Annotated in this window: 12 protein-coding genes; 2 read left to right on the forward strand and 10 right to left on the reverse strand. The window is 41.1% G+C overall.

Features of this window, described 5'->3' with window-relative positions; all coding sequences use genetic code 11:
• Positions 1-3: 3 nt before the first annotated feature.
• Both U859_RS0105665 and U859_RS0105670 read left to right on the forward strand, forming a co-directional pair.
• Complete coding sequence (locus tag U859_RS0105665; RefSeq protein ID WP_025142454.1) at positions 4-2,967, forward strand: sugar-binding domain-containing protein; 2,964 nt, start codon at positions 4-6, stop codon at positions 2,965-2,967.
• Positions 2,968-3,121: 154 nt separating this feature from the next.
• A complete protein-coding gene (locus U859_RS0105670) occupies positions 3,122-4,792 on the forward strand; it encodes a GH39 family glycosyl hydrolase (RefSeq protein ID WP_025142455.1) in 1,671 nt (556 codons plus the stop codon).
• A 350-nt stretch (positions 4,793-5,142) separates the two neighbouring features.
• Here the strand turns inward: U859_RS0105670 and U859_RS0105675 are convergent, their stop codons facing one another.
• The 10 genes from U859_RS0105675 to rhaM form a co-directional block, all read right to left on the reverse strand.
• Complete coding sequence (locus U859_RS0105675) at positions 5,143-6,477, reverse strand: glycoside hydrolase family 28 protein (protein ID WP_240183016.1); 1,335 nt, start codon at positions 6,475-6,477, stop codon at positions 5,143-5,145.
• Positions 6,478-6,787: 310 nt separating this feature from the next.
• A complete protein-coding gene (locus U859_RS0105680) occupies positions 6,788-8,536 on the reverse strand; it encodes a RagB/SusD family nutrient uptake outer membrane protein (RefSeq protein ID WP_025142457.1) in 1,749 nt (582 codons plus the stop codon).
• A 24-nt stretch (positions 8,537-8,560) separates the two neighbouring features.
• Positions 8,561-11,824: a SusC/RagA family TonB-linked outer membrane protein gene (locus tag U859_RS0105685; RefSeq protein ID WP_025142458.1), complete on the reverse strand. Its 3,264-nt coding sequence runs from the start codon at positions 11,822-11,824 to the stop codon at positions 8,561-8,563.
• Positions 11,825-11,851: 27 nt separating this feature from the next.
• The gene (locus tag U859_RS0105690) at positions 11,852-13,276 is read right to left on the reverse strand and encodes a fasciclin domain-containing protein (RefSeq protein WP_162799876.1); all 1,425 of its coding nucleotides are present in this window, start codon (positions 13,274-13,276) and stop codon (positions 11,852-11,854) included.
• A 92-nt stretch (positions 13,277-13,368) separates the two neighbouring features.
• Complete coding sequence (locus tag U859_RS0105695; protein WP_084153029.1) at positions 13,369-15,216, reverse strand: fasciclin domain-containing protein; 1,848 nt, start codon at positions 15,214-15,216, stop codon at positions 13,369-13,371.
• 8 nt (positions 15,217-15,224) lie between these two features.
• Entirely contained in the window at positions 15,225-16,697 is a 1,473-nt protein-coding gene (locus U859_RS0105700) for a RagB/SusD family nutrient uptake outer membrane protein (protein WP_025142461.1), read from the reverse strand.
• Between the two features lie 11 nt (positions 16,698-16,708).
• Positions 16,709-19,987: a SusC/RagA family TonB-linked outer membrane protein gene (locus tag U859_RS0105705; protein ID WP_025142462.1), complete on the reverse strand. Its 3,279-nt coding sequence runs from the start codon at positions 19,985-19,987 to the stop codon at positions 16,709-16,711.
• Positions 19,988-19,993: 6 nt separating this feature from the next.
• Positions 19,994-22,216 (reverse strand): fasciclin domain-containing protein, encoded by a 2,223-nt coding sequence (locus U859_RS0105710; protein ID WP_025142463.1) that lies wholly within the window; start codon positions 22,214-22,216, stop codon positions 19,994-19,996.
• A gap of 511 nt (positions 22,217-22,727) precedes the next feature.
• Positions 22,728-25,496: a glycosyl hydrolase gene (locus U859_RS0105715; protein ID WP_029985497.1), complete on the reverse strand. Its 2,769-nt coding sequence runs from the start codon at positions 25,494-25,496 to the stop codon at positions 22,728-22,730.
• 6 nt (positions 25,497-25,502) lie between these two features.
• Positions 25,503-25,811 (reverse strand): L-rhamnose mutarotase, encoded by a 309-nt coding sequence (rhaM, locus tag U859_RS0105720; RefSeq protein WP_025142465.1) that lies wholly within the window; start codon positions 25,809-25,811, stop codon positions 25,503-25,505.
• Positions 25,812-26,066 lie beyond the last annotated feature (255 nt).

The following is a 26,066-nucleotide window of genomic DNA, read 5'->3' on the forward strand; positions in this document are numbered from 1 at the left end:
TATATGAAGCCTGTTTACATCTTTTTAATGGCTGCGCTCCTGCCCTTTTTCACTACAGCGCAACAAGCTGCCAACCCCAGAAAAACCTATAACTTTAATCCTGGCTGGAAACTTTATGTAGGGGACTTATCCGGTGCAGAAAACACCAACTTTGATGACAAAACATGGAAGCCGATTACCCTGCCCTACGCCTGGAATGAGGATGAAGCCTTCAAAAAATCGATAGAAGATTTATCAACCGGTATTGCCTGGTACCGAAAACATTTCACCCTTTCAGCAAGCGACCAAAGCAGGAAGGTATTCCTGGAATTTGAAGGGATCAGACAGGCAGGAGAATTCTACCTGAACGGCAAATTTATTGGCCGGCATGAGAATGGTGTAATGGCCTTTGGTTTTGATATCAGTGCTTTAATTATTCCTAACCAGGAAAACGTAATTGCCGTAAAGATCGATAACACCTGGAATTACAGAGAAAAAGCCACCAACTCTGGCTTTCAATGGAACGACAAAAATTTCAATGCCAATTATGGTGGTATCTCTAAAAATGTTCGTTTGCATATAACAGGTAATGTATATCAAACCCTTACACTTTATTCTACCTTAAAAACCACCGGGAATTATTGCTACGCCAAAGATTTCAATATTAAAGGCAAATCGGCCGTTGTGGTGTCCGAATCGCAGGTTAAAAATGAAAATAGTACAGATCAGAAACTGATTTATGAAGTGGAGTTAAAAGATCTGGATGGAAAAACCGTAAAAACATTTACATCTGCAGAAACCACCATCAAAGCTGGCGATACCTTAACCTTAAAAGCTGAAGCATTGGTAACAAACTTAAACTTTTGGAGTTGGGGCTATGGTTACCTGTATACGGTTACTTCAAGATTAAAATCAGCAGGTGAGATCATCGATGAACTAAACATCAAAACAGGTTTTCGAAAAACGGAATTTAAAAACGGCATGGTGTATTTAAACGACCGGGTATTGATGATGAAGGGTTATGCACAGCGCACCAGTAATGAATGGCCTGCAATCGGTTTATCGGTACCGCCCTGGTTAAGCGATTACAGCAACCGCCTCATGGTAGAAAGTAATGCCAATTTGGTACGCTGGATGCACATTACCCCCTGGAAACAGGATATAGAATCATGTGATCGGGTGGGCTTAATCCAGGCAATGCCTGCCGGAGATTCGGAAAAAGATGTAACCGGAACGCGATGGGACCAACGCAAAGCGGTAATGACAGATGCCATCATCTACAACCGTAACAACCCGAGTATTATTTTTTACGAATGTGGAAACGAATCGATCAGTGCAGCGCACATGCAGGAAATGAAAGACATCCGCAATCTTTACGATCCTAAGGGCGGCAGGGCCATCGGGTCGAGAGAAATGCTCAATATCCCTGAAGCCGAATATGGTGGTGAGATGTTGTACATCAATAAAAGTGCAACCAAACCGCTATGGTCTATGGAGTATGCCAGAGATGAAGCCTTGCGGAAATACTGGGATGAGTTTTCCCCTCCTTTTCACGTAAATGGCGCTGGACCTAAGTATAAGGATGCTGATGCCAGCGATTATAACCGCAACCAGGATTCCTTCGCCATTGAAGATGTAATCCGCTGGAACGAATATTACGAGGAACGCCCTGGAACAGGAAACCGGGTAAGTTCGGGCGGCGTAAATATCATATTTTCCGATTCGAATACCCACCACCGTGGCGAAGAAAACTACCGCCGAAGTGGCGAAGTGGATGCCATGCGCATTCCGAAAGACGCCTACTTTGCACATCAGGTAATGTGGGACGGCTGGGTTGATGCAAAAAAGACAGGCATCCATTTAATCGGGCATTGGAACTATAAAACTGGTGTAAAAAAGAATGTGTATGTGGTGGCCAGTGGCGACAAAGTTGAACTGATTTTAAACAATAAATCACTAGGTTTTGGAGAGAAAAGCAATGGCTTTCTATTCACTTTTAAGAATATCTCTTATCAGGCTGGAATAATCAAGGTTATCTCCTATTCTGCAGCTGGGAAAAAACTAGCCGAAACACAATTAAAAACAGCAGGTAAACCAGTAGGATTAAAACTTACCGCAATGAAAAACCCAGGCGGTTTTAAAGCGGATGGCGCAGATGTAGTCCTTGTTCAGGTTGAAGTGGTAGATCAGGATGGAAACCGCTGTCCTACGGCTTCGAATATGATAAGTTTTAGTTTAGATGGCCCTGCCGAATGGCGAGGAGGCTTGGCTCAGGGCCCCGATAATTACATTTTAGCCAAAGATCTTCCGGTTGAAAGTGGTATAAACCGCATTTTAATCCGGTCGACAACCACCGCTGGAAAGATCAATTTAACGGCCAAGGCAGAAGGCTTACAAACAGCAAGCTTGTCTTTTGAAACTTTAGCGGTTAAAACGGCTAACGGATTATCTGCTCAACTGCCGGCCGACGGTTTGAAACCGAACTTAAGCAAAGGTGCAACGCCGCTTGATCCATCTTACACGGTAACTCGTAAATCGGTTAAAATTGTATCTGCTGAAGCAGGAGCCAATAACGATAAAGCCAATTTAAGTTTTGATGACAATGAACTGAGCGATTGGGTAAACGATGGAAAGGTTGCAACAGCCTGGATAAAATACACACTGGCAAAAGAAAGTGGTGTATCGGCAGTTTCTTTAAAATTGAATGGTTTCAGGACCAAAATTTATCCATTAAGGATTTTAGTTGATGGGAAAGTAGCTTTCGAAGGCAATAGTAAACCGAGCCTGGGTTATTTTACCGCAAACTTCAACGCAATAAAAGGAAAAACAGTGACCATACAACTGGCGGGTTCGGGCAAGGAAAAAGAGAACAGCAATATTGGTGTAGAAGTGAACGGCAAAAAGTTAGATGATGGCGTTGAACGTGCCGAAACGAAATTAAAAGGTGGCTTAAGTATTATCGAAGCAGAAGTTTACGAGCAGCCTTAGGCTGCGCCAGACTTCGGAAGTTTTGTCCGAACTTTACAACGACTATTTTTAAACAACTGTTGTCCTGAAACCTGTTATAAAGGCAATCTTTTTTGATTTATTCAAATTAAATAAGCTTCGACTACGCTCAGACTAACATTAAATAAAATAAGGCATGAAAATATTAAAAAACGCTTACCTCCTATTCTTTAGCCTAACCGCATTTATCCATACGGTAAATGCACAGTCTAAAGCCAGCATTGAAGTTAATTTTGACCGGAACATTGCACCCATGAAACCAATATGGGCCTGGTTTGGCTATGATGAACCAAATTACACTTATATGAAGGATGGGCAGAAATTACTGACAGAAATTTCCAGATTAAGTCCTGTTCCGGTATACGTTAGGGCACACAATTTATTAACCTCTGGTGATGGCACACCGGCTTTAAAATGGGGATCGACGAACGCTTATACAGAAGATGCCAATGGAAACCCCATTTACAACTGGAAAATTGTTGATCAGATTTTCGACACCTATGTAAAAAGAGGTATGAAACCTTTGGCACAGATTGGATTTATGCCCGAAGCGCTATCTACCAAACCTCAACCTTACCAGCACAAATGGAAACCTGGCGCCCGGTATGATGAGATTTTAACAGGATGGGCCTATCCACCAAAAGATTATAAAAAATGGGGCAACCTGGTTTACGAATGGGTAAAACATTGCGTTACACGTTATGGCAAAGCAGAAGTAGAAAGCTGGTATTGGGAAGTATGGAATGAGCCTGATGGTGCTTATTGGAAAGGTACCCAGGCCGAATTCTTTAAACTTTACGATTATGCTGCAGATGGACTTAAACGTGCCCTACCCACTGCGAAAATTGGTGGCGCCAATGTTACAGGTGGCGGAACGAAGTATTTAGATGCCTTTATAAACCACTGCCTAAACGATACCAACTATGTAACGGGTAAAATCGGTTCTCCTTTGGATGCTGTTCTTTTCCATGCCAAAGGATCACCCAGGGTAGTGAATGGAACAGTAGTGATGAATGTCAGAAACCAGCTGCGTAATATTGATGGCAACTATAAGATCATCAGCAAATACCCTCAACTTAAAAATATACCCGTAATTATCGGCGAATCTGATCCCGAGGGATGTGCCGCCTGTGGCATGAGTACCAATCCAGAAAATGCCTACCGCAACGGCACCATGTACTCTAGTTATACCGCAGCTTCATTTGCCAGACTTTATGAACTGACTGATCAATATAAAATCAATTTATTGGGCGCTGTTACCTGGTCGTTTGAGTTTGAAAACCAACCATGGTTTGCTGGTTTTAGGGATTTAGCCACCAACGGTGTCGATAAACCGGTTTTAAATGTATTCAGGATGTTTGGTATGATGAAAGGCAACCGTGTTGAAGCCACAAGCAACCGGATGTACAAGTTAAATGCTATTTTAGATTCGAGCATCAGAAAACCACAAACCGACGTGGGTGTACTGGCGAGCAAAGATCAGAAAACCGCAGCTGTGATGGTTTGGAATTACCACGATGAGGATAAAACAGATTCAAAAGATCTTGTTTCTATTGTATTGAATAAATTGCCTGTTAAAACCGTAACCATAACCGAGTACCGTATTGATACAGAAAACAGCAATTCTTATTCGGAATGGAAAAAGATGGGCTCACCACAAAATCCTGACACAAAACAGATTGCCACATTAGAAAAATCAGGACAGCTTAAAATGATCGGAAAACCAAAGAAGTTCGACACGGAATCTGGTGCGTTTGAAATTGAATTGGCAAGGCAAGGTGTAGGCTTGCTGAAACTGGATTGGTAGGTTATCTTGCATTTTTTTACCACTAACGCTTGTTTATAACGATACAATCGTAATGCTATTTATGCACTCGTTTGGAAACGAGCGGAGCAATAAATGTGAAATTTCCTACTCTGGCCGTCACTCTGAATTTATTTCAGGGTCTTAATAGCATAATAGATACTGAAACAAGTTCAGTTTAACGGATTATTCTTTTTGTTGAGCTAGCGCTCGTTTTTAACGAGCGTTTAATAAACAATCGTTTATAACGATACAATCGTAATGCTATTTACGCACTCGTTTGGAAACGAGCGGAGCAATAAAACTCCCGAAGTGCTTTAATGCAATCCTGGTAAACTTCGGATTTGCCTTAACTAAGGTTTCACAACCAGAGGTGCTCCGTTTACCATTACATGATCAATTTGAACATCCTGATACTTATTTTTCAAAAAAGGCGTTTTGGTGATCACTTCTAAATCTTTAAAAAGGAAACCGGATACTTTATCATCAGGATTGCCATCCATTTCGCCAAATTTTGCTGCCTCTACCCTGATGTTCGAAAGTTTGATATTTCTGATGGTACCAAAGGGTTTTGCCGTACTGCCCGCCAGGTCGAAAAATTGTTTCCAGGGATTTAAGTCGATAATCGAGCCACATTTACCGGTGATGTTTTCTACCGTGATGTTTTCGTAAAGCTGAAAGGTATCTCCACGCATCTTCATCTTTAAAATAGGACAGTTATTATTTACCTTACAGTTGCGCATGGTTATGTTGCGGGCATGAATACACTCGCTTCCCATGGTTAGGGTTGCATGGGCTTCGCCAATGGTGCAGTTTTCGATCAATATATCTTCCACAATTCCGTTTTCAGGCAGTTTCTGGGCATCTACACCTTTCCCGCCTTTAATGCAGATGGCATCGTCATTTACCGAGATATAACAGCCTCTGATGGTTACTTTTTTACAAACATCAATGTCGATTCCATCAGTACTGGGTGCTTTTACGGGCCTGAATGGCGAACGGATATCGCAATTTTCGATCAGCACATTGTTGCACTGATACAAATGGGTGGTCCAGAATCCGGAATTACGCAATTTTACATTTTTAATATTTACGTTATTACAGCCCCATATAAAGAGCAGGCGCGGACGACTCACTTCGAGGTTTGTAGATTCTCTACCCAGCTGTTTCACTGAATCACGATGCGACCAAAATGTTTTCCAGAATTTAAGTCCGTTGCCATCAATAGTGCCCGGCCCTGTAATGCTAAAACCATCTACCTTGGTGGCATTAATTAAGGCGGCAAAATATTTCAGGCTCCTCCCTTCCATACGTGATGGGATAAAAGGATAATCTTTAATGTTATCTGATCCTTTAAGTACGGCGCCCTCTTGCAACAGCAAATTGGTTTTGGGTTTAAAAAACAATGCGCCCGTTAGGTAAGTACCTTTCGGAATCACTATTGTTCCCCCTCCTTTTTGATAGGCTTTATCAATCACACCTTGAATGGCCTTGGTATTTAATTTTGTACTATCAGCACTTACACCAAATTTAGTGATTATGTACTCCTGGGCACTGGCATTTAAGCCCATAATGGCAAAAAAAGTGAGTAGAATTAGTCTTTTCATGGTGAGCTGGGGCAGATATCTGGTTAAATAGATTGATCGCACAATCTGATCAAAGATCAATAAAGCTTTTCTATTTTGCATCCTGCGGTATCCTGTTAAATACAATAAAAAAGCTGACTGTATCATATTTGTAATTTCAATCCTATTTGTCACATTGAGTTATTATAAAATTCCAAAAGAAAGATCGTCATTCCCGCGCAGGCGGGAATCTTAATGCCACCTAAAAACCTAAAAGCATTAAGATTCCCAATCAACCCAATAGCTATCGGGTTAGGAATGACGATTCAAGGCAACATTTCATCATCAATCCAATGTTTTTCTAAAATTGACCTCTCAAAATGACAAATCTATATTATGATACTGCCCTTCTTAAAACAAAGTTTGTTCAATTTTATTTCCAGTCAAATGGCAAATACCAGTTTGCGGGGTCCATTAATTTTGCCCTGGTTGCGGACGCATTGGGATCTCCAGCTTTTAACAGCTTTTGATAAACCCTCTCGGCAAGGAAGGCCGGATTGTTCTGCCTGCGGGCAACGCGTACCAGATCTGGCCAGCGGCTCCCCTCAAATGCAAGTTCCAATGCATCCTCATCAATAATTTTACCTTCTAAGCCCACCATATCCGTTTGAAAGCTCACATCAATTGGGCGCACATTTGCCCTGTTTCTAATCCCCGTATTTCTGTACCAGGGCGATTTATAATCCGAATTGCTCCTTGCATCAAAATAGTATGGCGATGAGGTAGGATAAGGCGTTTGCATGGTGTTAATCTCGGCCGTAGATACCGGAGATTTAGCCCCGTTCAGGAAAGTACCTGTATAATAGGTATCCTGGATCCCGATGTTTAAAAAGGCCCAACCCAATTTGCTCTGTCCATCGCGGTTTGCCGCTTCAGAAAAACGCAGATGCAAGAGACCTGCACGATAAATGCCCCATTTACCACCTTTGTTAAAACTGCTCAGAATAGTATTGTTATCGGTTAATTTTGTAATCACCGGACCAGCAGCCGAGTTTTCGTAAGATAATCTTCCTCTTGCATCGTAAGGGATGCCGCTGTATTGCCTTTGAGCAACCCAGTTATCTATCGCAGCCTGCGAAGGTTTGATTAAATATTTGCCATATATAGAAGAGCAAACATCAACCATTGGATTGCCGGGTTTATAACTTGGGTTATAGGGTATGCCCCAAAAGAACTCCGAATTCCAGGTGATATTATTGGTGGGCTGTATAAACATATTGCGCCAACCGCCATCGGTAATTAAAGCACCTTCATCCTGGGCCCTGGTATAACGAACCACCAGGTCGTTGTAGGCAGAGCTTAAATAACCAACCACTTTATACGCATCAAACTGTACATTGATATTACTATTGGTATTTTCTACATTCATCACCTTAGCATAATTCTCTGCAGCCTTTAAATAATTGCCTTTCCACAAATATAAATCGCCCAGGATAAAAGGTTTACAGATGAATATTTTTTGGGTGTTTTGTCCGTCGATGGCCACATTTAATGCATTGCCTGCCGGATAAGAATAAACCTCTTTGTAAGGCAGTTTTTCGGTAAAATCAATTAGTCGGGTTAACAGTTCATCGAAAGATATGCGAGGGTAAAGGCTTAAATTTTTAACATCTTCTACCTTCTCTACCGGTTCGGTGATATAAGGAACGCTACCGTACTGTGCACCCAGCTGTAAATAGATAAAACTGCGCAAAGCACCCAAATCGGAATAATGTTTATTGTAATCATCAACACTCATCCTATGGTCGGCAAGCATTAAATTAAAGTTTTTGAGTGCGTCGTTAATATTTAAGATTACCGCGTAGTAAGGCCTGGGATCGATATACGGATTATCTTTGCTGGTGGTGTGGTTTGATAGTTGCTTTAAATAAGCATCGGCATTACCCGTAACATCTACCAGATCGCCCCGCAGTTCGTTTTGTAAAATGTATAACTTTTCGAGCCCCAAAAACTGGCCATAAACACCAATTACGGCTGCATCTGCATCACCCACATTCCGATAAGCATTGGTAATATCCAATTTATCTTCGGGTACTTCATCTGTAATTTTTTTGCACGACCATGAACCTGTTGCAAGCAGGGCTATTGCTAAAAAGGCAACAATTTTTTTATTAAAATCCATCTTCATCTTTTTATACATTATCAATTATAAACCAATTCTAACGCCCAGTTGGAACGACCTGAACTGAGGCTCTAAGGTGGTATCTACACCTTGTGTGAAAATACTGCCCGAGGAACTAAACTCAGGGTCGTAACCTAAGTAATTGGTTAAGGTGAATACATTGTTGGCTGTTGCATAAAGCCTGGCATATTTAATTGCCTTTGCTTTTAGCGGTACATTATAGGTTAAATTCACAGTGCGCAAACGTAAGTAAGAGCCGTCTTCGATCCACCGGTCAGAAAATTGTGCGTTGCCCATTGGGTCGCCATAACTTGCTTTTGGTACATTGGTTACCTGGCCTTCTCCACGCCAGCGGTTCCGAACAATATCAGTCTGGTTGTAGTAACTGTTTCCCGATTCCAGTACCGAACGGGTATAATTATAAATATCGTTGCCCGCCACAAAAGAGAAGAGCACATCTAAACTCCAGTTTTTATAACTGAACGTATTGTTAACACTTCCATATACATCAGGGTTAGGGTCGCCGATCACCACACGGTCTGCATCATTAATAATCTTATCGCCATTGGTATCGATAAACCTGGTATCTCCACCTGTAAATGGCACCAAAGCACCCGAACTATTCCTGATGGATAGCCCTGCAGCAGTAGCTTCGGCAGTGGTGGCATACACACCATTGGTACGCTGACCGTAAAACAAATTGGCCGTTTGGCCCACCCTAGTTAAATAGGTTCCATTGGCATAACTGGTTAAAATATCGGTGCTGCCAGGCAAACTGTTTATTTTATTTTTATAAGTTCCCAGTGTAATGCCTAAATCCCATTTTAAGGTTTTATTTAAAATGCGGCTGTTTAAACCAAAATCCAATCCTGAAGTACGCATACCGCCCTGGTTATCGATATAAGAATTGATACCTCCAACTGATGCAACAGGCACATAAGCCAACATTTTACTGGTGGTATGGATGTAATAATCGAGGCTCAGGCTTAAACGCTCATTAAAAAATGAAGCATCTACACCGGTGTTGAATTTGGCTACCTGCTCCCATTGGATGCCAGGATTAGCAATGTTGCCACGAACAAGTCCCTGTAAGCCCAACAGGTTCTGAGAAACATAATATTGCCTGTTGTTATAGTTACCGATATCATCGTTACCAACCAAACCATAGCTTAACCTGAATTTCAATAAATCGATGTATTTATAATCGCGCATAAAATTCTCTGAAGAAATTAACCACGCAGCACTTAAGGCAGGCAAAATAGCCGATTTATTACCGAGGATATCTAAACCATAACCGCCAATGTAGCGTACTGAAGAAGAAATATCTTTACGGCCAAACCTCGACGACTGATCTACAGCAGCATTAAGGCTTAAATAATACTTGTCCTTATAATTATAATTGGCTGTGAAATAGCTATTCAAATTGCTCCATTTACCAATATCACCTCCAAAATAGCGCAGGGCGGCATTACTGTTGCCAATACTGATCAATACATCTGTTGCGGAATTGTAACCAATGGCATAATCCTGCTCACTCTGGCTCGAAGTATAACGTGTACCCAATGCGGCATGTAGGGTGTGGTCTTTGCCAAACCTACGGTCGAAGCTTAAATGCAGATCATCGAAAACACTGAAATAGCGGATCACCTGCGTTCCCAGTTTACTATCGCCAATGGTGGTTGGCAAAATTTCGTTGGTTACCCCTTTACGTGGAATAAACAATGTTTCCTGCGTTTTATCGTAGGTTATACCGGTAAGGTTGGAAAGTTTGAATGTTTTGTTAAAAGCATAATCGAAATTAATGTTACCAAAAAAGCGGTAGGCTTTTTTCTGATTTAGTCCTTTTTCTATTAATGCCCTTGGATTACTCACGCCTAAGGTATCGGCTTCGGCCAGGTTTGGTGAAACCGCCCCGGTTGCGCTAATTTCATTTACGGCCAAAAACGGCGCCTTAACCAGCGACAGGAAGATCGGATTTGAACGGGCCGATAATCCCTGGTCTTTTAAACGCTGCTCGGTATAGGTAAACGATAAATTGGTATTTCCAGTAAGTTTCTTGGTCAAATTTAAATCACTGTTGAAACGCATAGAATACCTGTTGTTACTGGTTGAATCGATAATGCCCTTATCGGATGAATAACCTGCTGAAAGTGCATATTTGGCAATATTATCGCCACCACTTACTTTCAGATAATAACTTTGATCGATACTGTTTTTAAAAACCTGGTTCTGCCAATCGGTATTTTGATGGTACATCTGGTAGGTTGGATTGGTTACCGGATTTGGATCATCGTTCATATAGGGTTTAGCGGCAATTGCACTGGCGCTTAAACCCTGGCTTTTCAAAACATCAGATAAATAACTGCGGTAATCGTCTACCCCCATTACATTAATTTTTTTAGGCTTTAAATTAATCCCTGTATAGGCAGAAAAATCGATCAGTGTGGCCAGATCTTTGGCGTGGCTGGTGGTAATAATCATTACGCCATTTGCTGATTTAGTGCCATATACAGCAGCGGCCGATGCATCTTTAATCAGGGTGATGTTTTCGATATCGCGCACATCGATAAACTGTAAAGGATTGTTCTTATGTCCGGTAGTAAGCGATGTACCATACGAATTGGCATCGTAAACCATGCCATCCACAACATATAAGGGCTGGTTTGCTGCATATAAGGAAGTGAAACCGCGTACAAAAATATCGGCACCGATACCAGGTGTTCCTGATCTTCTAATCGCATTAACCCCGGCCATACGGCCTTGCATGTAACTGTCTGGCGTTTCTGAGTTAACGCTCCAGCCCCCCTGAAGGTTCAGGTAGCTTAAAGCCGACTGAGACCGCGCCAGGTTTTGCGTACCTGTAGGCAATACTATCTCGGTAAATAACGAGTTGTAGCTATTTGGATAAATTTTAATGGTAGCCAGCTTACCTTTATGTACCGGTAATAATTTGGTGTGGTAATTGGTAAAACTGACCAAAATAGTCGTGTTAAAATCGGGAACAACAATGCTGAACTTCCCATTATTATCGGTTAAAGCACCCGAAAAATCGGTTACGGTGAGTTTGGCTCCGGTGATGGGCTTATTGGTATACCCATCTACCACAACGCCTGTTATTCTCTGGCCTACCAGTTTTTTCTGTCTCACCTTTACCGTTGTAGTATCGGTACTGTATTGGCCCGAATCTGTTTTGCTGGTATCGGTTTGCTGAGCAAAAGCCATAGCCGGGCACATCAGCCCAAACAGCGCAAGTAAAATTCCTTTTCTTATGATGGTAAAATTATGCATAGTCTTTTTTTGAGTCAGATTACTTATTTAAGGAAGAATGGGTTCAAATCGCAGGTAATCTAAAATGAGCGTATTTTGGTTAACCGAAGTAATATTCGCCGCCGTTAAGCGTAACTGTAATGTCCCATATTGTTGTGGCGTGTAATCGCCAAGGTAAACCTCCGCATAATTTAAAGGCGTTACAGTTTGTGTGGCAAATAAATCGAAAACCAAAGTAGTTGGGTTGTAAATAAAATACCTTTGGGTAAAATTGGCTACCTGGGCATCGCCTGGTCCGCCTGATATGGCCCTTGCATAGACTTTGTATTTAACCGAGGCAACGGTTGACAGGTACTGGATATAATATTCGGCAACGCCATGGTTATACACCTCGATGTCTTTATAAGGGATGCCCTTATCATCCAACTTTAACCGGTAAAGCGTATTACCTGTTCTATCCGACCTAAAGCTAAAGGGTATTTCCCCTTCTATTTTAAAGGTTGGCACTTTATCCTTTGTTCTGAATGGCAATGCATTCATGACGTATACTATTCCGTTACTGGCGCGGTAGGATTTTACAATAGCCGATTTTTTGATGGGAATTTTAACACCCCTTGTCGAAATCAGAGTATCAGGTAATTTATCCAAAGTGTATAAACCTTTTGCTACCAGATCGCGCACCAAAATAAATGCACCTCCATTTGGATAATAAGGCTCTAAACGATTGCGCTCAGTATTGAATGTAGCATCCTGCAACATAAAAAAGGTATATTGCTGGCTTTCTGTCCTCAAATCGGCAACACTGTTCCAATAGGCATTTCTTGATACCATTGGTGGGTTGGGTGCAAATATTGGATTGCCCAAAGCATTATAACCAATAATGGTTGCATTGGCGGTATCGATAACCTGTATAGATAAATTGGCAATGTAGTTGGTTTGGATGGGTGCATCGGTGCTGCTGAGCATAAAATCCCAAACATTTAACCTGGTTGGCACCGCTTTATCAATCACATATAAAGCACCATTTTTTACAAAAGCAGGTTTACCTACAATAGCCGCTTCTTCGAAAGTAGGGCCCACCATGGTAGCGTATTTTTTATTTTGAAGCAATACCTTAACTGTATCGGTAAGCCCTTTAGGTGCAGCAGTAGCAGTTAAACCGATGTGGTTAGCCACAAAATCTTTCAGTTTAACAGGATCGCTCACAATGGCAGCATCAAGCGTTGCCAATGCATCATTTGTTGGCGCCCATACCGTATAAGTTTGCGATGAAGTGAGCAGTTTATCATAACCGGTACTCCTCACGTATTCGGCAAACTTACTTAAGTTAGACTGGCTGGCAATTTTTTGCAACAGATCAGTGGTATTATCCACATTCACAATCTCGCTATGCTCCTCCAATGCATTTTTACAGCTCCCCATCCACAGCACAGTGCCCAGTAATAATATGGTATTTAGTATATTTTTTTTCATTTCTATTCTTTTATTCCCCTTTACAGGTGTATTGTTTTGCTGTAATATGAGGTTGTACCACCATGCATGTGGCACAACCTCATATTTAATGGTTAGGGTTTTTGAAAAATCAGGCCGTCTTTACCTGGTGAAAACCTTGGATAGTTCTGATCGTCGTTTTCTGGTATAAATTGGATCATATCCAACCAGGTACCTCCCGACCCTGTACCAGATGCCTCGGTACCACCTACCATGGTTAACCTGATCCAGTGCCTATCGGTTGTGGTAATATTTACCGTTCCGGCTAAACGTGCTACGGCACTTCCCCAGTTATTTTTAACAGCAGGCTGGATTAAGCCCACATTGCCATTTTTATCCTTATCGTTGGTGGTAGCCAGATAACGTTTAAAACCCTGGGCAAGCATTAAGGGATCAGAACTTGGTAAGGCGGCACCTGCATCGGTCATACCCGAAGAAGTAAGCGATTGCCTGAAATCAACCAAATTGGGTAATATCTGTGCATCTGGTGTGCCAACATCTACACCCACCTGGCAAAGCGGCGATGAACCATTGTAGCTGTAACAAACCCAAACCTTATATTTACCTTTTACGAGCATTGGCGTTTTTAACTCTACCCATATTGCCCGGTTTGCATTGGTTAAACCTAATGACAATACTAATTTATCATCGTAAGCCACTCTTCTGGTCTGCCCAAAAACGGATACTGCGTAATCATAGTATTGAGGTAAGGTTGCCTTTGCCGGGTTATTTACCCTTAATCCGGCTAATGTACTGGCACCATTGGCAAATAAGGGTATTGTACCGCTTGTTGCACCGTTACGGCCGCGCCAAATTGGATTTGCTTTTAGTTCTGGTTGGTCACACACATCAAAAAATACGGCTGTTGGGTAACGTACCTTAATGGCATACAGGTTTTTGGTTTCGTGGAGTACACCGTTAGCTGTTGTGATGTTGCTAAAGGTTCTGTTTACTTCTACTCCAGGCTCTAACACACCGTTAAACTCATCGTCGTTAAGTAAAATCTTCTGGTTAATGTATTTGGTTGTAACGACTTCTTTTGGGGCTAAAGTGTTAATGGTTGTTGATGAAATAATATCTGGTGTATATGTTGCACCAGCCGAAAGGTGATAGGCGATGTATAACCACAAACTATCGTTATGGTTTTTCGGATCTCCGGTTTTAGAAAATTTAGCTTTAAACGCTTCGTAACTGGAGTAACCCGCTTTTACCAAAGCAGAATCTGATTCGATAATGGCGGTTTGAAGGCGACGGGTGGTATCTTTTACTGCCGATGAGGCCACATTTAACGAATCGTAGAAACCGGTTTCTTTTAAGGCCTGCGTAAAATATTTATATCGGCCGCTTGCCTCGATGGTTTGGGCCGTTGTTAATGTTGCGGGAATGAGAACGTGATCTATCACATGGATAATCCCATTTCCCAGCCTTACATTAGATTGACTAATTTTCGCCTGTTTATTTACAATATAGCTACTTACACCGCCGTCGTTTATTGCACCTGTTTGCAGGTACTGGCCATATAAGGTAATCTGAGGTAATTTCCCATCTGTGAAGCGATTGGTTGCAACCGTATCGGGCAGTAAATGGAATTTAACCATATCCTTCGATTGCTCAACAGTTAAATCGGATACGTTTGCTTTGCCAATGCCTTTAAGCCAGGCGGTAACGGCATCGTTGGTAGGCGTAAATAAGGTATATCTGCCATAAGCACCCAAATAGCCCGCTGTTCCCGAGCGCTCTACAATCTGTCTCATCATCGAGAACTTATCCGGGTATTTATCTAAATAGCCTGTAATGTTTACGTCATCGGTAGTGGCTATAGTATACGACTCTCTTTTACATGCATTTATAAATATAAAAGCAATAACGCATATCACCATCAATATGGCGAAGCTGCGTACATTTGGATTATTTTTCATCATGCTAAAATTTATTTGGTGTAAAATGGATTTTGGACAAGTTTTGAATCGGCAAAAAGCTCATTTTCATTAATCGGTAAATAATGGCTGTTTACATCTCTAAATTTGGTTATAGCCGATTGTTGCACGGCAGGTGATACCGTTCTGGCAACCATATCGAGCAATACGTTAATGCGCCTGTAGTTTTCGTGTTTTGCGATCCGCAATAAATCGTACCAGCGTTTGCCTTCAAAGGCAAATTCGCGTGATCGTTCAGCCAAAATATAATCGCATATGGCATCCTTATCATTTTCATCCGGACTTTGCTCGGTCATTTTAACCGCGTTTCTTTTCAACCTCAAATCTTTAATCAGGTTAATGGCATCTGCCCCTGCCCCCGTATAAGCCAAAGCCTCTGCTTTTAGCATCCAGATATCGGATAAGCGGTAAGCCTGCCAGTTTACATACGAAGGGTTTTCGGTACCATACTTAACAATACTGTTATCGCCACTGTAAAATGCCGAAGCCCGGATGTCATAAATGCGATCGGGATCCACATCATCCGGAGTGAATATATCGGAAGTTAAAATACCCGAAGCAATAAAGCGTTTTTTAGATTGTACGAGTAAATTATAGAATACATTGTTTACCGAATTCTTGTTCGAGAATTCGAAAATGGTTTCTGTTGAACTGCCATTGTAAAATACGTTGTTATACCAGCCAGAACCTGCGCCCTGAACGGCAAACTTCTGCGAATCCATAATTTTGTTGCACTCGGTAATGCAGCCGGTAAAATTATCCATCCATAAATACACATCGGCCAACAAAGCATTAACCGTAAATTTTGTAATTCTTCCTTTATCTGATACAGTATTGCCATAGGTATTTACCGCACCGGCTTCAGCCTTTTTTAAATCGGCTACAATCTGATTCAGAATATCGGCAGCAGGTGTTTTAGTAAGCTCCTGCAGATCGGTATCTTTTGATGAAGAAGTTAATTTTAAGGGTACATCCCTAAAATTCCTGACCAGATAAAAATACATCATGCTCCTAAGCGCGAGTGCCTCACTGATGTAGGCATTTAATTGTGCGTCGGTTAAGGTAGGATCGGTTCCCTTTACCGCAGGTGCAAAATCCAGTACGGTATTGCAAAAGTTAATGGTGCGGTAAAAAGCAGCCCAGCTGGTTAAGGTATTGCTTTGAACAATATTGTTGTCAAAAATATCTTTTTCCTCGATAGTCCCACTCGGGCCGGCATCGATCATATCGGCGCGTATTTCGCCATATATAAATATGTATTCGGTTAAAGCTTTATCGTTAATGCTCGGAGGAGGGGCCAATAAAGAGGCATAACAACCTGCAACAGCAGCCTGGATATCTTCTTTGGTTTTCCAAAAACCCTGGCGGGTAATGCCATCCCGGGGCTGTAAATCCAACCATTTTTTACATGAACTGCTCATGATCAGCATCACGATTATGCCTGTACTATATAAAATCTTTTTCATGCTGTGGCTGATTAAAAATTTGCGGTTAAACCAAGAGTAACTGTTTTGATTGGAGGTGTGGTAGAGTTATCAACCACGGTAGAAAACGCGGTTAGTTTTACCGGCACCTCTGGATCCTGACCTGTATATTTGGTAAAGGTTAAAATATTCTCTACCATCAAATTGGCACTTAAACTTTTCATCCCTAGTCTTTTCATAAAGTTTTTACTAAAATCATATTTCAGGGTTACACTGCGTAAACGCAGGTAGGAACCATCTTCTACATAGCGATCTGACCCTAAGAAGTTATATCCGGTTGCATAAACTGCCCTGGGCATATCGGTTACATCACCTTCGGCCCTCCAACGTCTTAATACGGCTGTACTTTGGTTACTAAAACCGTTCATATTGGTGGTGGTAATCTTTGTTCCGTTGATGATCTGATAACCGGTGCGGTAGCTAAAATTAGCACCAAAGCGGATGTTGCCATTGATGGTAATGCCTGTACCAAAACCTCCGGTTAAGTTTGGATTACTGTTCCCTAAATACACAATATCCTTGTAGTCGATATTTCCGTCGTGGTTAATGTCTTCATACATGGCATCACCAGGCTGGAATACGTAATCGATAGATGGATAAGCAAAACGCATATACACTTTTTGGCCATTTGGACCAACGATCTGGTTACCGCTTTCATCCAGCGCAATGGTAGAGTTCAGGTCTTTGTAAACGCCTTTGAACTTAAATCCATAAAAAGAGCCAAAGGGGTTATTTTCCTGGATGTAAACCTTAAACACATTGTTTGTGGTAATTTTTCCTTTGTTTTCACGGGGATAAAGCGGGTCGATTTCGCGGATGATATTTTCATTATGCGAAATATTAAAGCTAAAGTCCCATCTAAAATTTTTCTTTCTGATCAGTGTAGCATTCAGGTTAAATTCCCAACCCTGGTTATCCATCGTACCCACATTCAGATCTACACCAGAATAACCATTATAGGTTGGTATGGCAATACCAGGATAAAATAAATCCGTTGTGCGCTTCCGGTAGATGTCGAAATCCATATTAATGGCATTCTTGAACATATTAAGGGTAAGCCCAAGGTTAGATTGTGCTACTTTTTCCCACCTTAAATCTGACAGTTCGAGATTGCTTGAATATACGCCAGACATGCCCAGGTAACTGAAACCATAATTCTGATAGGTATTTAGATAAGTGTAATCACCACGGGGTGCATTTCCCACAATACCGTAACTTGCCCTAAAACTAAAATCATCAATATATTTTTCAGTCCTTTTCATAAATGGCTCACCCGAAATCCGCCAGCGAAGTGATGCCGAAGGGAACACGCCATAACGGTTATTCGGGCCAAACTTAGAGTTACCATCACCCCTGATACCGGCATTAAAAATATAGCGGTCTAAAAATTTGTATTGTGCATTTAACAATAAACCCACCGAACGGCTTTGTGCAAATGATGAAGACGCAGAGCCAACAGCATTTGTACGGCCATCAATTGAAGGATCTGCGAGGAAAGATGATGCGGTATTGGTGGCAAACATACTTTGTCCGGTTCTACGGCTATCGTTACTGTCAAACCTGGCAAAGGCAATTAAATCGTGTTTTTTTCCTAATTCTGGCGTATATGCAAGTGTTATATTGGTGGCCATAGTAAAAGCATCACCATCCGAATCGCTGGCATAATTTACAACCTGCTCTGAAAATGGTCTGCCCGTTGCAATTTGAGGTAAAAATGTTTTAATTTTTGTGTTGTTAATATCAGCCTGAAAATTTGCATTCAGTCTCAAACGATCTGGGATGATTTGGTATTGCAACCCGAATTTTGGTATTATCCTTTCCCCAAGCTGGTGGTTGCTTGCTGCCATGGCCATAGCCAGAGGATTGTAAGTTCCTGATATTTTATTTTTACCAAAGTCGTATCCAAAACTACCCTGAGCAGTAGTTGCAGGACTAAAGTAATTTGAGGTTAAGTTTCCATATTCGTCATATTCGTAAACAGCTTGATTTGGCATTTTACTATAGGCCACATCTCTCACCCCAGGAGAATATAGGTTTTGATTATCAATGTGGGTATACACAATATCCGCACTGAACTTAATTTTAGTGGATACCTGATAATCTAAATTCACCCTGGCACTTAAACGGCCCAAACTCGTACCTTTGGTAGTACCTTCCTGATTAAAATAATTTACCGAGGCACGGTATCTGGCTTTTTCGCCACCACCAGAAATGGAGAGGTTATGGTCCTGAAGATATCCAATTTGGGTTATCGATTTTAACCAATCGGTATTGTTACTGTAATTATAAAAATTGTACGGATCGTTCGGATCGTACTGGAATTGTTTAGCAAAATCTGAAGTAGAGAACTGACGGCCTGCATTATAAAATTCTTCTAAAACCAACGATGAATATTGGTTACCGTTAAGCATTGGGATAGGGCTGGGCTGTTTTGAGTAAGAACCTTTAAAATTATAAGAAATACTAGGCGGCCCCATGGTTCCCCTTTTGGTATTGATCACCAAAACGCCGTTTGCTGCCCTCGAACCCCAGATAGCGGTGGCCGCAGCATCTTTTAATACACTAATATCTTTAATATCTGATGGGGCGATGTTTAATAACTGCCCGTAATTAGTCTCATCAGAAGTTGCAAAGTTAAAATCAGTTGGAATGGAGATATCATAAGGCATCCCATCTACTACGATCAAGGGATCTACAGCACCATTGATGGAAGATGTACCACGGATCCGGATCTGCATTGGGGCACCGGGATCGCCACTGCTTGCTGCAATGTCCAAACCGGCCAAACGGCCCTGCAAAGCCTGATCAATAGAGGCAGCCTGCATATCTTCCAGTTCTTTGGCATTGATGGTGCCTATAGCAGAAGTTTGATCGCGTTTATCGATACTCATCCCGCTGCCATTATCGGCTTTGGCTTTCGAAACGATCTGCACTTCGTCCATCTGGTTATCGGAAGCCTCTAACTGAAAGTTAATAGTGGCTTTATCAATGGCAATTGGCGCAGTTGATTTATAGCCAATGTACGAAACCGAAATCCGGTAGGTTTTATCGGCAACGGGCAATGTATAGTTACCATCAATATCTGATGATACGCCTTTTATTACCCTGCGGTCTTTATCAACAATTACCACCGAAGCACCAATGATGGGTTGTTTATCTTTTTTATCAATAATCTTACCCCGCACGTAGTTAATTTGCTGCGCACCAGCGATAGCAGACGCAAATAAAAAGCACAGCAAGGCAAATAAACGTAAAGTATATTTTTTAGTCATATCGGTTTAGAATTGATATTTTAAGTAATTATTGATCTGATGGATTACCGTACGGTTTGATAATACATTGCTCCTGTCTGTCGGGTTTAAAAGCACGTTAGCGGTTCTGCCGATTACATCCCTAAGCATTAAAGAAGTGGTCGTATTAATGGCAACGGTAATCTTGGCAGCATCTCCACCATCGTTTTTCATGAGGGTTTCAAACTGTCCGATCTTTTGCCCATCGCTTGCAATGGTATTTTTATTGATAATATGGTAGAGCAGGAATTTGCTCACTTTGGTTACATCCGAACCATCCGTTGGAGCGGTAGTTGGTATCCCTGTGGTTACGTTCCCAGGTAAAATACCATCTTTTACAGCCTGCATAATGGCTGCATTGGTAGGGATAAAAACCGTATAATTTACGCCTTCAACGGTTCCCTGTATTACACCAGTAGCTTTAGTATAAATAATGTTGTTGTTTAACAACTGGAAGAAGTAATAGTATGGATCGGTAGTCAGCGTACCATATTTTTCGATGTGTTTGCCAATGTTCAGCACGGTATAGGTAAGGGCCTCTTTTCCGTAAACTGCTGCACCATTAACAGGTGTGGTACTGATAGAATCGACAGGGATACTTTGTTTGGCAACGGCAACACTATCCTGTGTACCTGCTGAAATCAGTTTGCCGGCAGCATATTTAACATATTCGCCGTTCGAGGCTTCTAAAATTCCAGATCCCGTGCTAAAGTTAGGGATATCCCTATCGCCCAAAGCAATAATGTGGGTTTGCAAAATGCGTTTCAGCGCTACTAAATCACCTCTGATCGGGGCCGATGCATAAAACGGATCGTAATTAAAACCCATTCTCCTAAGCGTTACGTCAGGGATCATTACCACCACATAACGCAATGTTGGTGTTTTTAAAGCAGGAATCAACCCGAAATAAATCAAGGCCTGTTTCATCACACTGTAATCGGGATCCAGGTTTACGTTGCCATAAACTGTTGCAAATACATTCGCATTCTGAGCCTTATTTATACCATATAAAAAGCCATTGCTCAGGGCTTGTTTATCTACCACATCGGCTGCAACACGGGTTGTAAAATCGTTTAGTGCATTGGGCGTAGTGGCAAACTTGCTTGGCCAAACGGTAGTGGTAAACAAATGTGAATTAACAAAATCTTTAATTACATCGGGTGCCACTACATAGAGGTCGTTCAGGTTGTTTACGCCCTTTTTCTTCCAATATTTAAGCAATACATTTTGTGCATAAGCATTTACGGCAGCATTGGTAGGTGCAAAAATGCTATACGAACCCTGTTGCGCATCATTTGCGTCTACTTTTAAATAATTTTCATTGTTTGGCGAGAAAGCCAGTAAAGTGCTGTAGGTTTTTGCATAAACATTGGCTGCCTTGCCGCTCAGCACCTCATAACGGTGAGAGATGTCGGTATTTAAAGAATAAGTAACAAACTTATCCAATAAGCCTTTAAAAATACTATAATCAGGCTTTTCGTTAATGTACTGATCGATACTTTGAGGCGGGGTTAATACCCTGTCGATTATATGGATGACGCCATTTTCGGCTACAATATTCTGTTGTCCATCAATTAATCGTGCTGCACCTATATTGTTGCCATTGTAAGCAGTATTTGGATAGAAGAAATTATAATCGGCAGCCGACAGACCATTAAATGTCATGTAAGGCGATAAAAAATAGGTAATATTCTTATTGTTGAAATCGGTTGCGAGATAAGAACCGTTACGGTTTGCTGCAATTACCTTAATTGCGTTTCCATTATTATCCTTTCCATCATAAACAAAATCGTAGTAAACGCTTCTTCGTCTAAAGGCACTGTTTTTGATAAATCCCTTAACAGAGAAAAAATCGCTCAAACGCTCTACCTTCTCTCCATCGTAGATCATGGCATAACGAACTATTTTGGAAGCCAGATCTGCTGAAACTTCCGTCAGGTTATTGTCTTTTAAATAAGCGGTAAAGGCTTCATCGGTTGGTGCAAAAACCGTCCACGAGCCTGCTGTGCTTAACGTTTCTTTGTAACCGGCTTTATCAATACAATCCAGAAACCTGACGAAATTACCTTTTGCCTGAAGTTGCTGGTAGATTGGATCTCCCAAATTCTCCGGGCGACCATAAAAATCATCGAATTCTTTTTTCCGGCAACTGCTCAGGAAAAAAATAACTGTCAAAAAGACGATTAAAAGTTTGGGTAAAATTTTACTCATAGCAATTTTATTGGGTGCGAACGCCCATTAGCTAAACTGCGATAACAATAGAAATCAGTTGCTGGTTTGGTTAGAAAAGAGTGGAGAAAAAACGTAGATTTTTATTGCATAGCGTTAGTTTAACGAAACGTTTGTGGGAATTGGTTTAATAGTTATTTGGTTAGTGAATTATTTCTTAAATATAAATAGGTGGTACAAAATTCCCATCCTGTACTATCCTGTCTTTTTCTTATAAAATATTACCATGAATACAAAACAGAAGCCCAATGCATACTAAATCGATTAATGGAGGTTAAAATTAATTCATTAAATATTTTTCGACTGATTACTAATACACATTTTGAGAAAATAGATATAGTTATTGCTATAAATATATGGCGTGGTTTTGCCGATACAAGCAAAATTTGAAGGGTAGTTATTCCAAAATTAGATTGGGAACCGTAATGCATACTATTGGGTAAAAGCTTGAAGATCCCCACATGCGTGAGGATGACAACAGCCGGGTAAAAATTTAATTATAAGGCGTAATGGTAACCGGGCCAATTAATCCTGAAGGCATTACACTCCAGTTCGAGGCATCAAAATCCTTATAATTAATATTTACAAAGTTGATTTCGTGGTAATTTCGCCATTGTATTTTTTTCAGATCCATATCGCGGATGCGGTTGGCCATTAGGTTTACCACTTCAATTTTGATGGTATTATTGCCTGCTTTCAAATATTTACCTACACGGGCCTGAAATGGGATACTCCATAAAATACCCACTTCCTGTCCATTGATCCATACTCTGGCGCTTTCATTCACCTGGTTCAGATTTAAAACATATTCTTTGGCTGATTTTGAACTTAAGTTAAAGTTTGAGGAATAAATGCCAGTACCAGAAAAGGCCTGTAGTTTAGGATCGCTCAAAGTTGTCCAGCTTACCAATTTATCTAATTTCTGATCTGCAGGAAGCTCAGGTCCACCCTCGGTAAAATGTAAATTCCAGGGTTGGTTGAGATTAATCGATTTGGCAGCTTTGTTTAAATAAACCCAAGGCGTTTTGGTTGTTCCATTCCGATCAACCTTTAAAAACAAACTCTCGCCCGATTTAAGCTGTACACGTACTTTTTTATCCTTTACTGCGGCTACACCAACAGCTGAGTTTTGCGGATCCATAATTAAAACCTGTCCTTCTTCGTTTAAAGCAAGTTCAGCATCAATATCTTTAGCGGTATGATTTACCAGATAATAGTATTTGCCAGCATCTGTTTTCCTTCTGATGAACTGCAGACCTGAATCTGTTAGTGCTTCTCTATTAATGTTTACCGAATTTAATGCTTTTTGCACATCGTTGCTTAGTAAAATTACTCCTGAACCGATTTTAAATTGTTTAATACCCTCTGCACCATCCGTAAAAATCAATTTGGCCAAAGTCGCCTTTAACTGTGTACGGCGTGCTTCCAGATTATTTAAACCTGGAACATCTTTTGGTAATGCCTGAAAAATCACCTTTGCCCCGTTACTAGCCATTTGAATGATCTTTTCAAGAGTTTCCGGGCTCATCATTTCGCATTGCGGAACAATTAACACCTGATAGGGTGCAGCTGCTGCATTGGTACTGATTAATGCTTTGTTAACCGTTGATTGCTTTAATAACCGATCAGAAGCAAAATCAAATGAATAACCCGATTTGGAAAGTTCTTTTGATAATTTATAAAAAGCCGTTGGATGTAGCCATTCATCAACATCATGTACTTTTAAAGCCATATCTAAACCTTTGGCCTTGTTCCACACATCATAAATTGGCCAATAGATTAAAAGTTCATTGTCTGGCTTTCCTGATTGGAGAATAGACTGGCAACGGGCAATATAATTGTTCAATCCTTGTGCCTGAGGCCATAAACTATTGTTCGGGTTCATTTCTACCGAAGCGTAAAACAGCCACCCTGGCCAGGGCACATTTGCCGGCGAATTGGTTGTACCGTGATAAAAGATATGGTTGATACCTGCTAAAAAAAGTTGTTCGGCTTCTGGTTTACATTGCGAAAACGAGGTTTTAAAATGTTCTGTCAGCCAGGTAAATGTTTCAGAAGAAGCCAGCTTTTTACCTCCGGTATGTGCTGCAGAGGAGGCAAATTTACTCATTATCGGATCCGGATCTACATTACGGATATCTCCTGCATCGCGACGAAGTCCTGGAATAGCAAAATAACTTGAGCCAAAGGTTTCGGTTTCAGGAATATCTACTGCGCCATAAAGATCAAGCAAGTTGCCCGGCGATCCATGCGATTGGTTTTTGGTAACCGATTTAAGCTGATGTGCCCAATTGGTCCAGTTTTGTGTAAAGTTATGGAGCAAAAGTTCATCCATGGTTTCCCGATAATCAGATTTTAAACGGGCAATATTTTCGCCTGTAGAATCTTTGCCTGTTAATTCTTTAATGTGGCTTGCCAAATCGTAACCTCTGTTTTTCTTAAATTCCTGAAAGAAAGTAGGTGTCCAGGTTGCGCCATAAACTTCGTAACTATCGTTAAAAAACGAGCGTATTCCTTGCGGTTTACCCTTAAACGCATCTGAAAATCTTTTCAGGTAAACATCTACGGCATTTTTATCAAGGTGATCTAATGTAAATCCTTCTCCACCCGGTGCTGCACGTTTAACCATTTGCCTTGTTTTACCAGCAAATGCAGCATAAATATCCCAGCTCCCACTACCTGGCGACCAATTTAAAGATCCATCAGCCTGAACTTTTGGAAGCAGATCGAGTACCTCGCCATTTGCCCCATAAGCGGTTAAAGCCTGTAATTGTGCGAAATCCTGTTTGGCTTCTTTAACTTTAATGGTTTCGGTTAATGGCTCTCCTGCTTTGAGTTTATATTGTTGGATAATCAGTTTGGTTGCTGCATTTTCGGCCTTAATCTGCGGACCGCCAAATGGCCATCCTGTTCCGGTATTCATATCTACCCCTAAGCCTAAAGTATTGGCTTTATTTACCGTATAGTGTAATACATTCATCCACTCTGGCGATAAAAACCGGAGGTACTGTTTTTCAAAACCCTTAGCGCCATAAATTGGGGTAATTTCTACCCCACCGAGGCCAGCATCGGCATATTTTTTCAAAACAAGGTTCAAGTTCTGTTCGTCAACAGCATTTCCCATCCACCACCAACGGGTCCAGGGTTTCATTTGTTTTTCGATAACAGGCCAACTTCCTGTATTTACAGGCTTTTGCGCATTAGCTATGCTAAAAATCAATGTGCTAAGCAGCAGAACAGAAAAGAATCTATGTAATTGCATATTTTTTTAATCTAAATGGAATACCATTTCTAATGGGAAAGTTTTTGGAGAATGATCGGCATTGGTTTCCATAATATCGGCCATGTATGCCCACCATTTCTGCACAATCCGGGTGCTGCCCAAATCTTGAGACGAGTTTCCATTTTGCTGCTGTACGGCAAATAGTGTATTCGTTTCTTCATCCAGAAAGATGGAATAATCGCTGATCCCGTTTTCTTTTAGCAAAGTGGATAGCTCTGGCCAGATCTCATCATGGCGCTTTTTGTATTCTGTTTCAAAACCGGGTTTAAGTTTCATCTTAAATGCAATTTTCATGTGATCAATTTTATTTTTTAAGGGTTTTAATCGAATTAAAACCTGTATTATTTTCTCCTGTGGTTCGTGTCCCCACGAAACACTAATGATTATTTATACCCAAGCTGAAATCGTTCAGTTCGGTCTGTGGGAAAACAGACTGAGGTACTAACTGTAATCTGTCATTCTGAGGCACGAAGAATCTCTAAGCCATTGGCCCCCAAACTGAGTTCTTCGTCTACCTTTTGGTTAAGGGAGTTAACCTAAATCTGTATT

Origin of the sequence: Pedobacter jeongneungensis (assembly GCF_000633455.1) — a bacterium.
Lineage (GTDB): Bacteria > Bacteroidota > Bacteroidia > Sphingobacteriales > Sphingobacteriaceae > Pedobacter > Pedobacter jeongneungensis_A.

Coding starts and splice junctions, on each gene's coding strand:
- U859_RS0105695 (WP_084153029.1), bottom strand. CDS start 15,216: ATGATGAAAAATAATCCAAATGTACGCAGCTTCGCCATATTGATGGTG.
- U859_RS0105670 (WP_025142455.1), top strand. CDS start 3,122: ATGAAAATATTAAAAAACGCTTACCTCCTATTCTTTAGCCTAACCGCA.
- U859_RS0105700 (WP_025142461.1), bottom strand. CDS start 16,697: ATGAAAAAGATTTTATATAGTACAGGCATAATCGTGATGCTGATCATG.
- rhaM (WP_025142465.1), bottom strand. CDS start 25,811: ATGAAAATTGCATTTAAGATGAAACTTAAACCCGGTTTTGAAACAGAA.
- U859_RS0105710 (WP_025142463.1), bottom strand. CDS start 22,216: ATGAGTAAAATTTTACCCAAACTTTTAATCGTCTTTTTGACAGTTATT.
- U859_RS0105705 (WP_025142462.1), bottom strand. CDS start 19,987: ATGACTAAAAAATATACTTTACGTTTATTTGCCTTGCTGTGCTTTTTA.
- U859_RS0105680 (WP_025142457.1), bottom strand. CDS start 8,536: ATGGATTTTAATAAAAAAATTGTTGCCTTTTTAGCAATAGCCCTGCTT.
- U859_RS0105685 (WP_025142458.1), bottom strand. CDS start 11,824: ATGCATAATTTTACCATCATAAGAAAAGGAATTTTACTTGCGCTGTTT.
- U859_RS0105665 (WP_025142454.1), top strand. CDS start 4: ATGAAGCCTGTTTACATCTTTTTAATGGCTGCGCTCCTGCCCTTTTTC.
- U859_RS0105675 (WP_240183016.1), bottom strand. CDS start 6,477: ATGCAAAATAGAAAAGCTTTATTGATCTTTGATCAGATTGTGCGATCA.
- U859_RS0105715 (WP_029985497.1), bottom strand. CDS start 25,496: ATGCAATTACATAGATTCTTTTCTGTTCTGCTGCTTAGCACATTGATT.
- U859_RS0105690 (WP_162799876.1), bottom strand. CDS start 13,276: ATGAAAAAAAATATACTAAATACCATATTATTACTGGGCACTGTGCTG.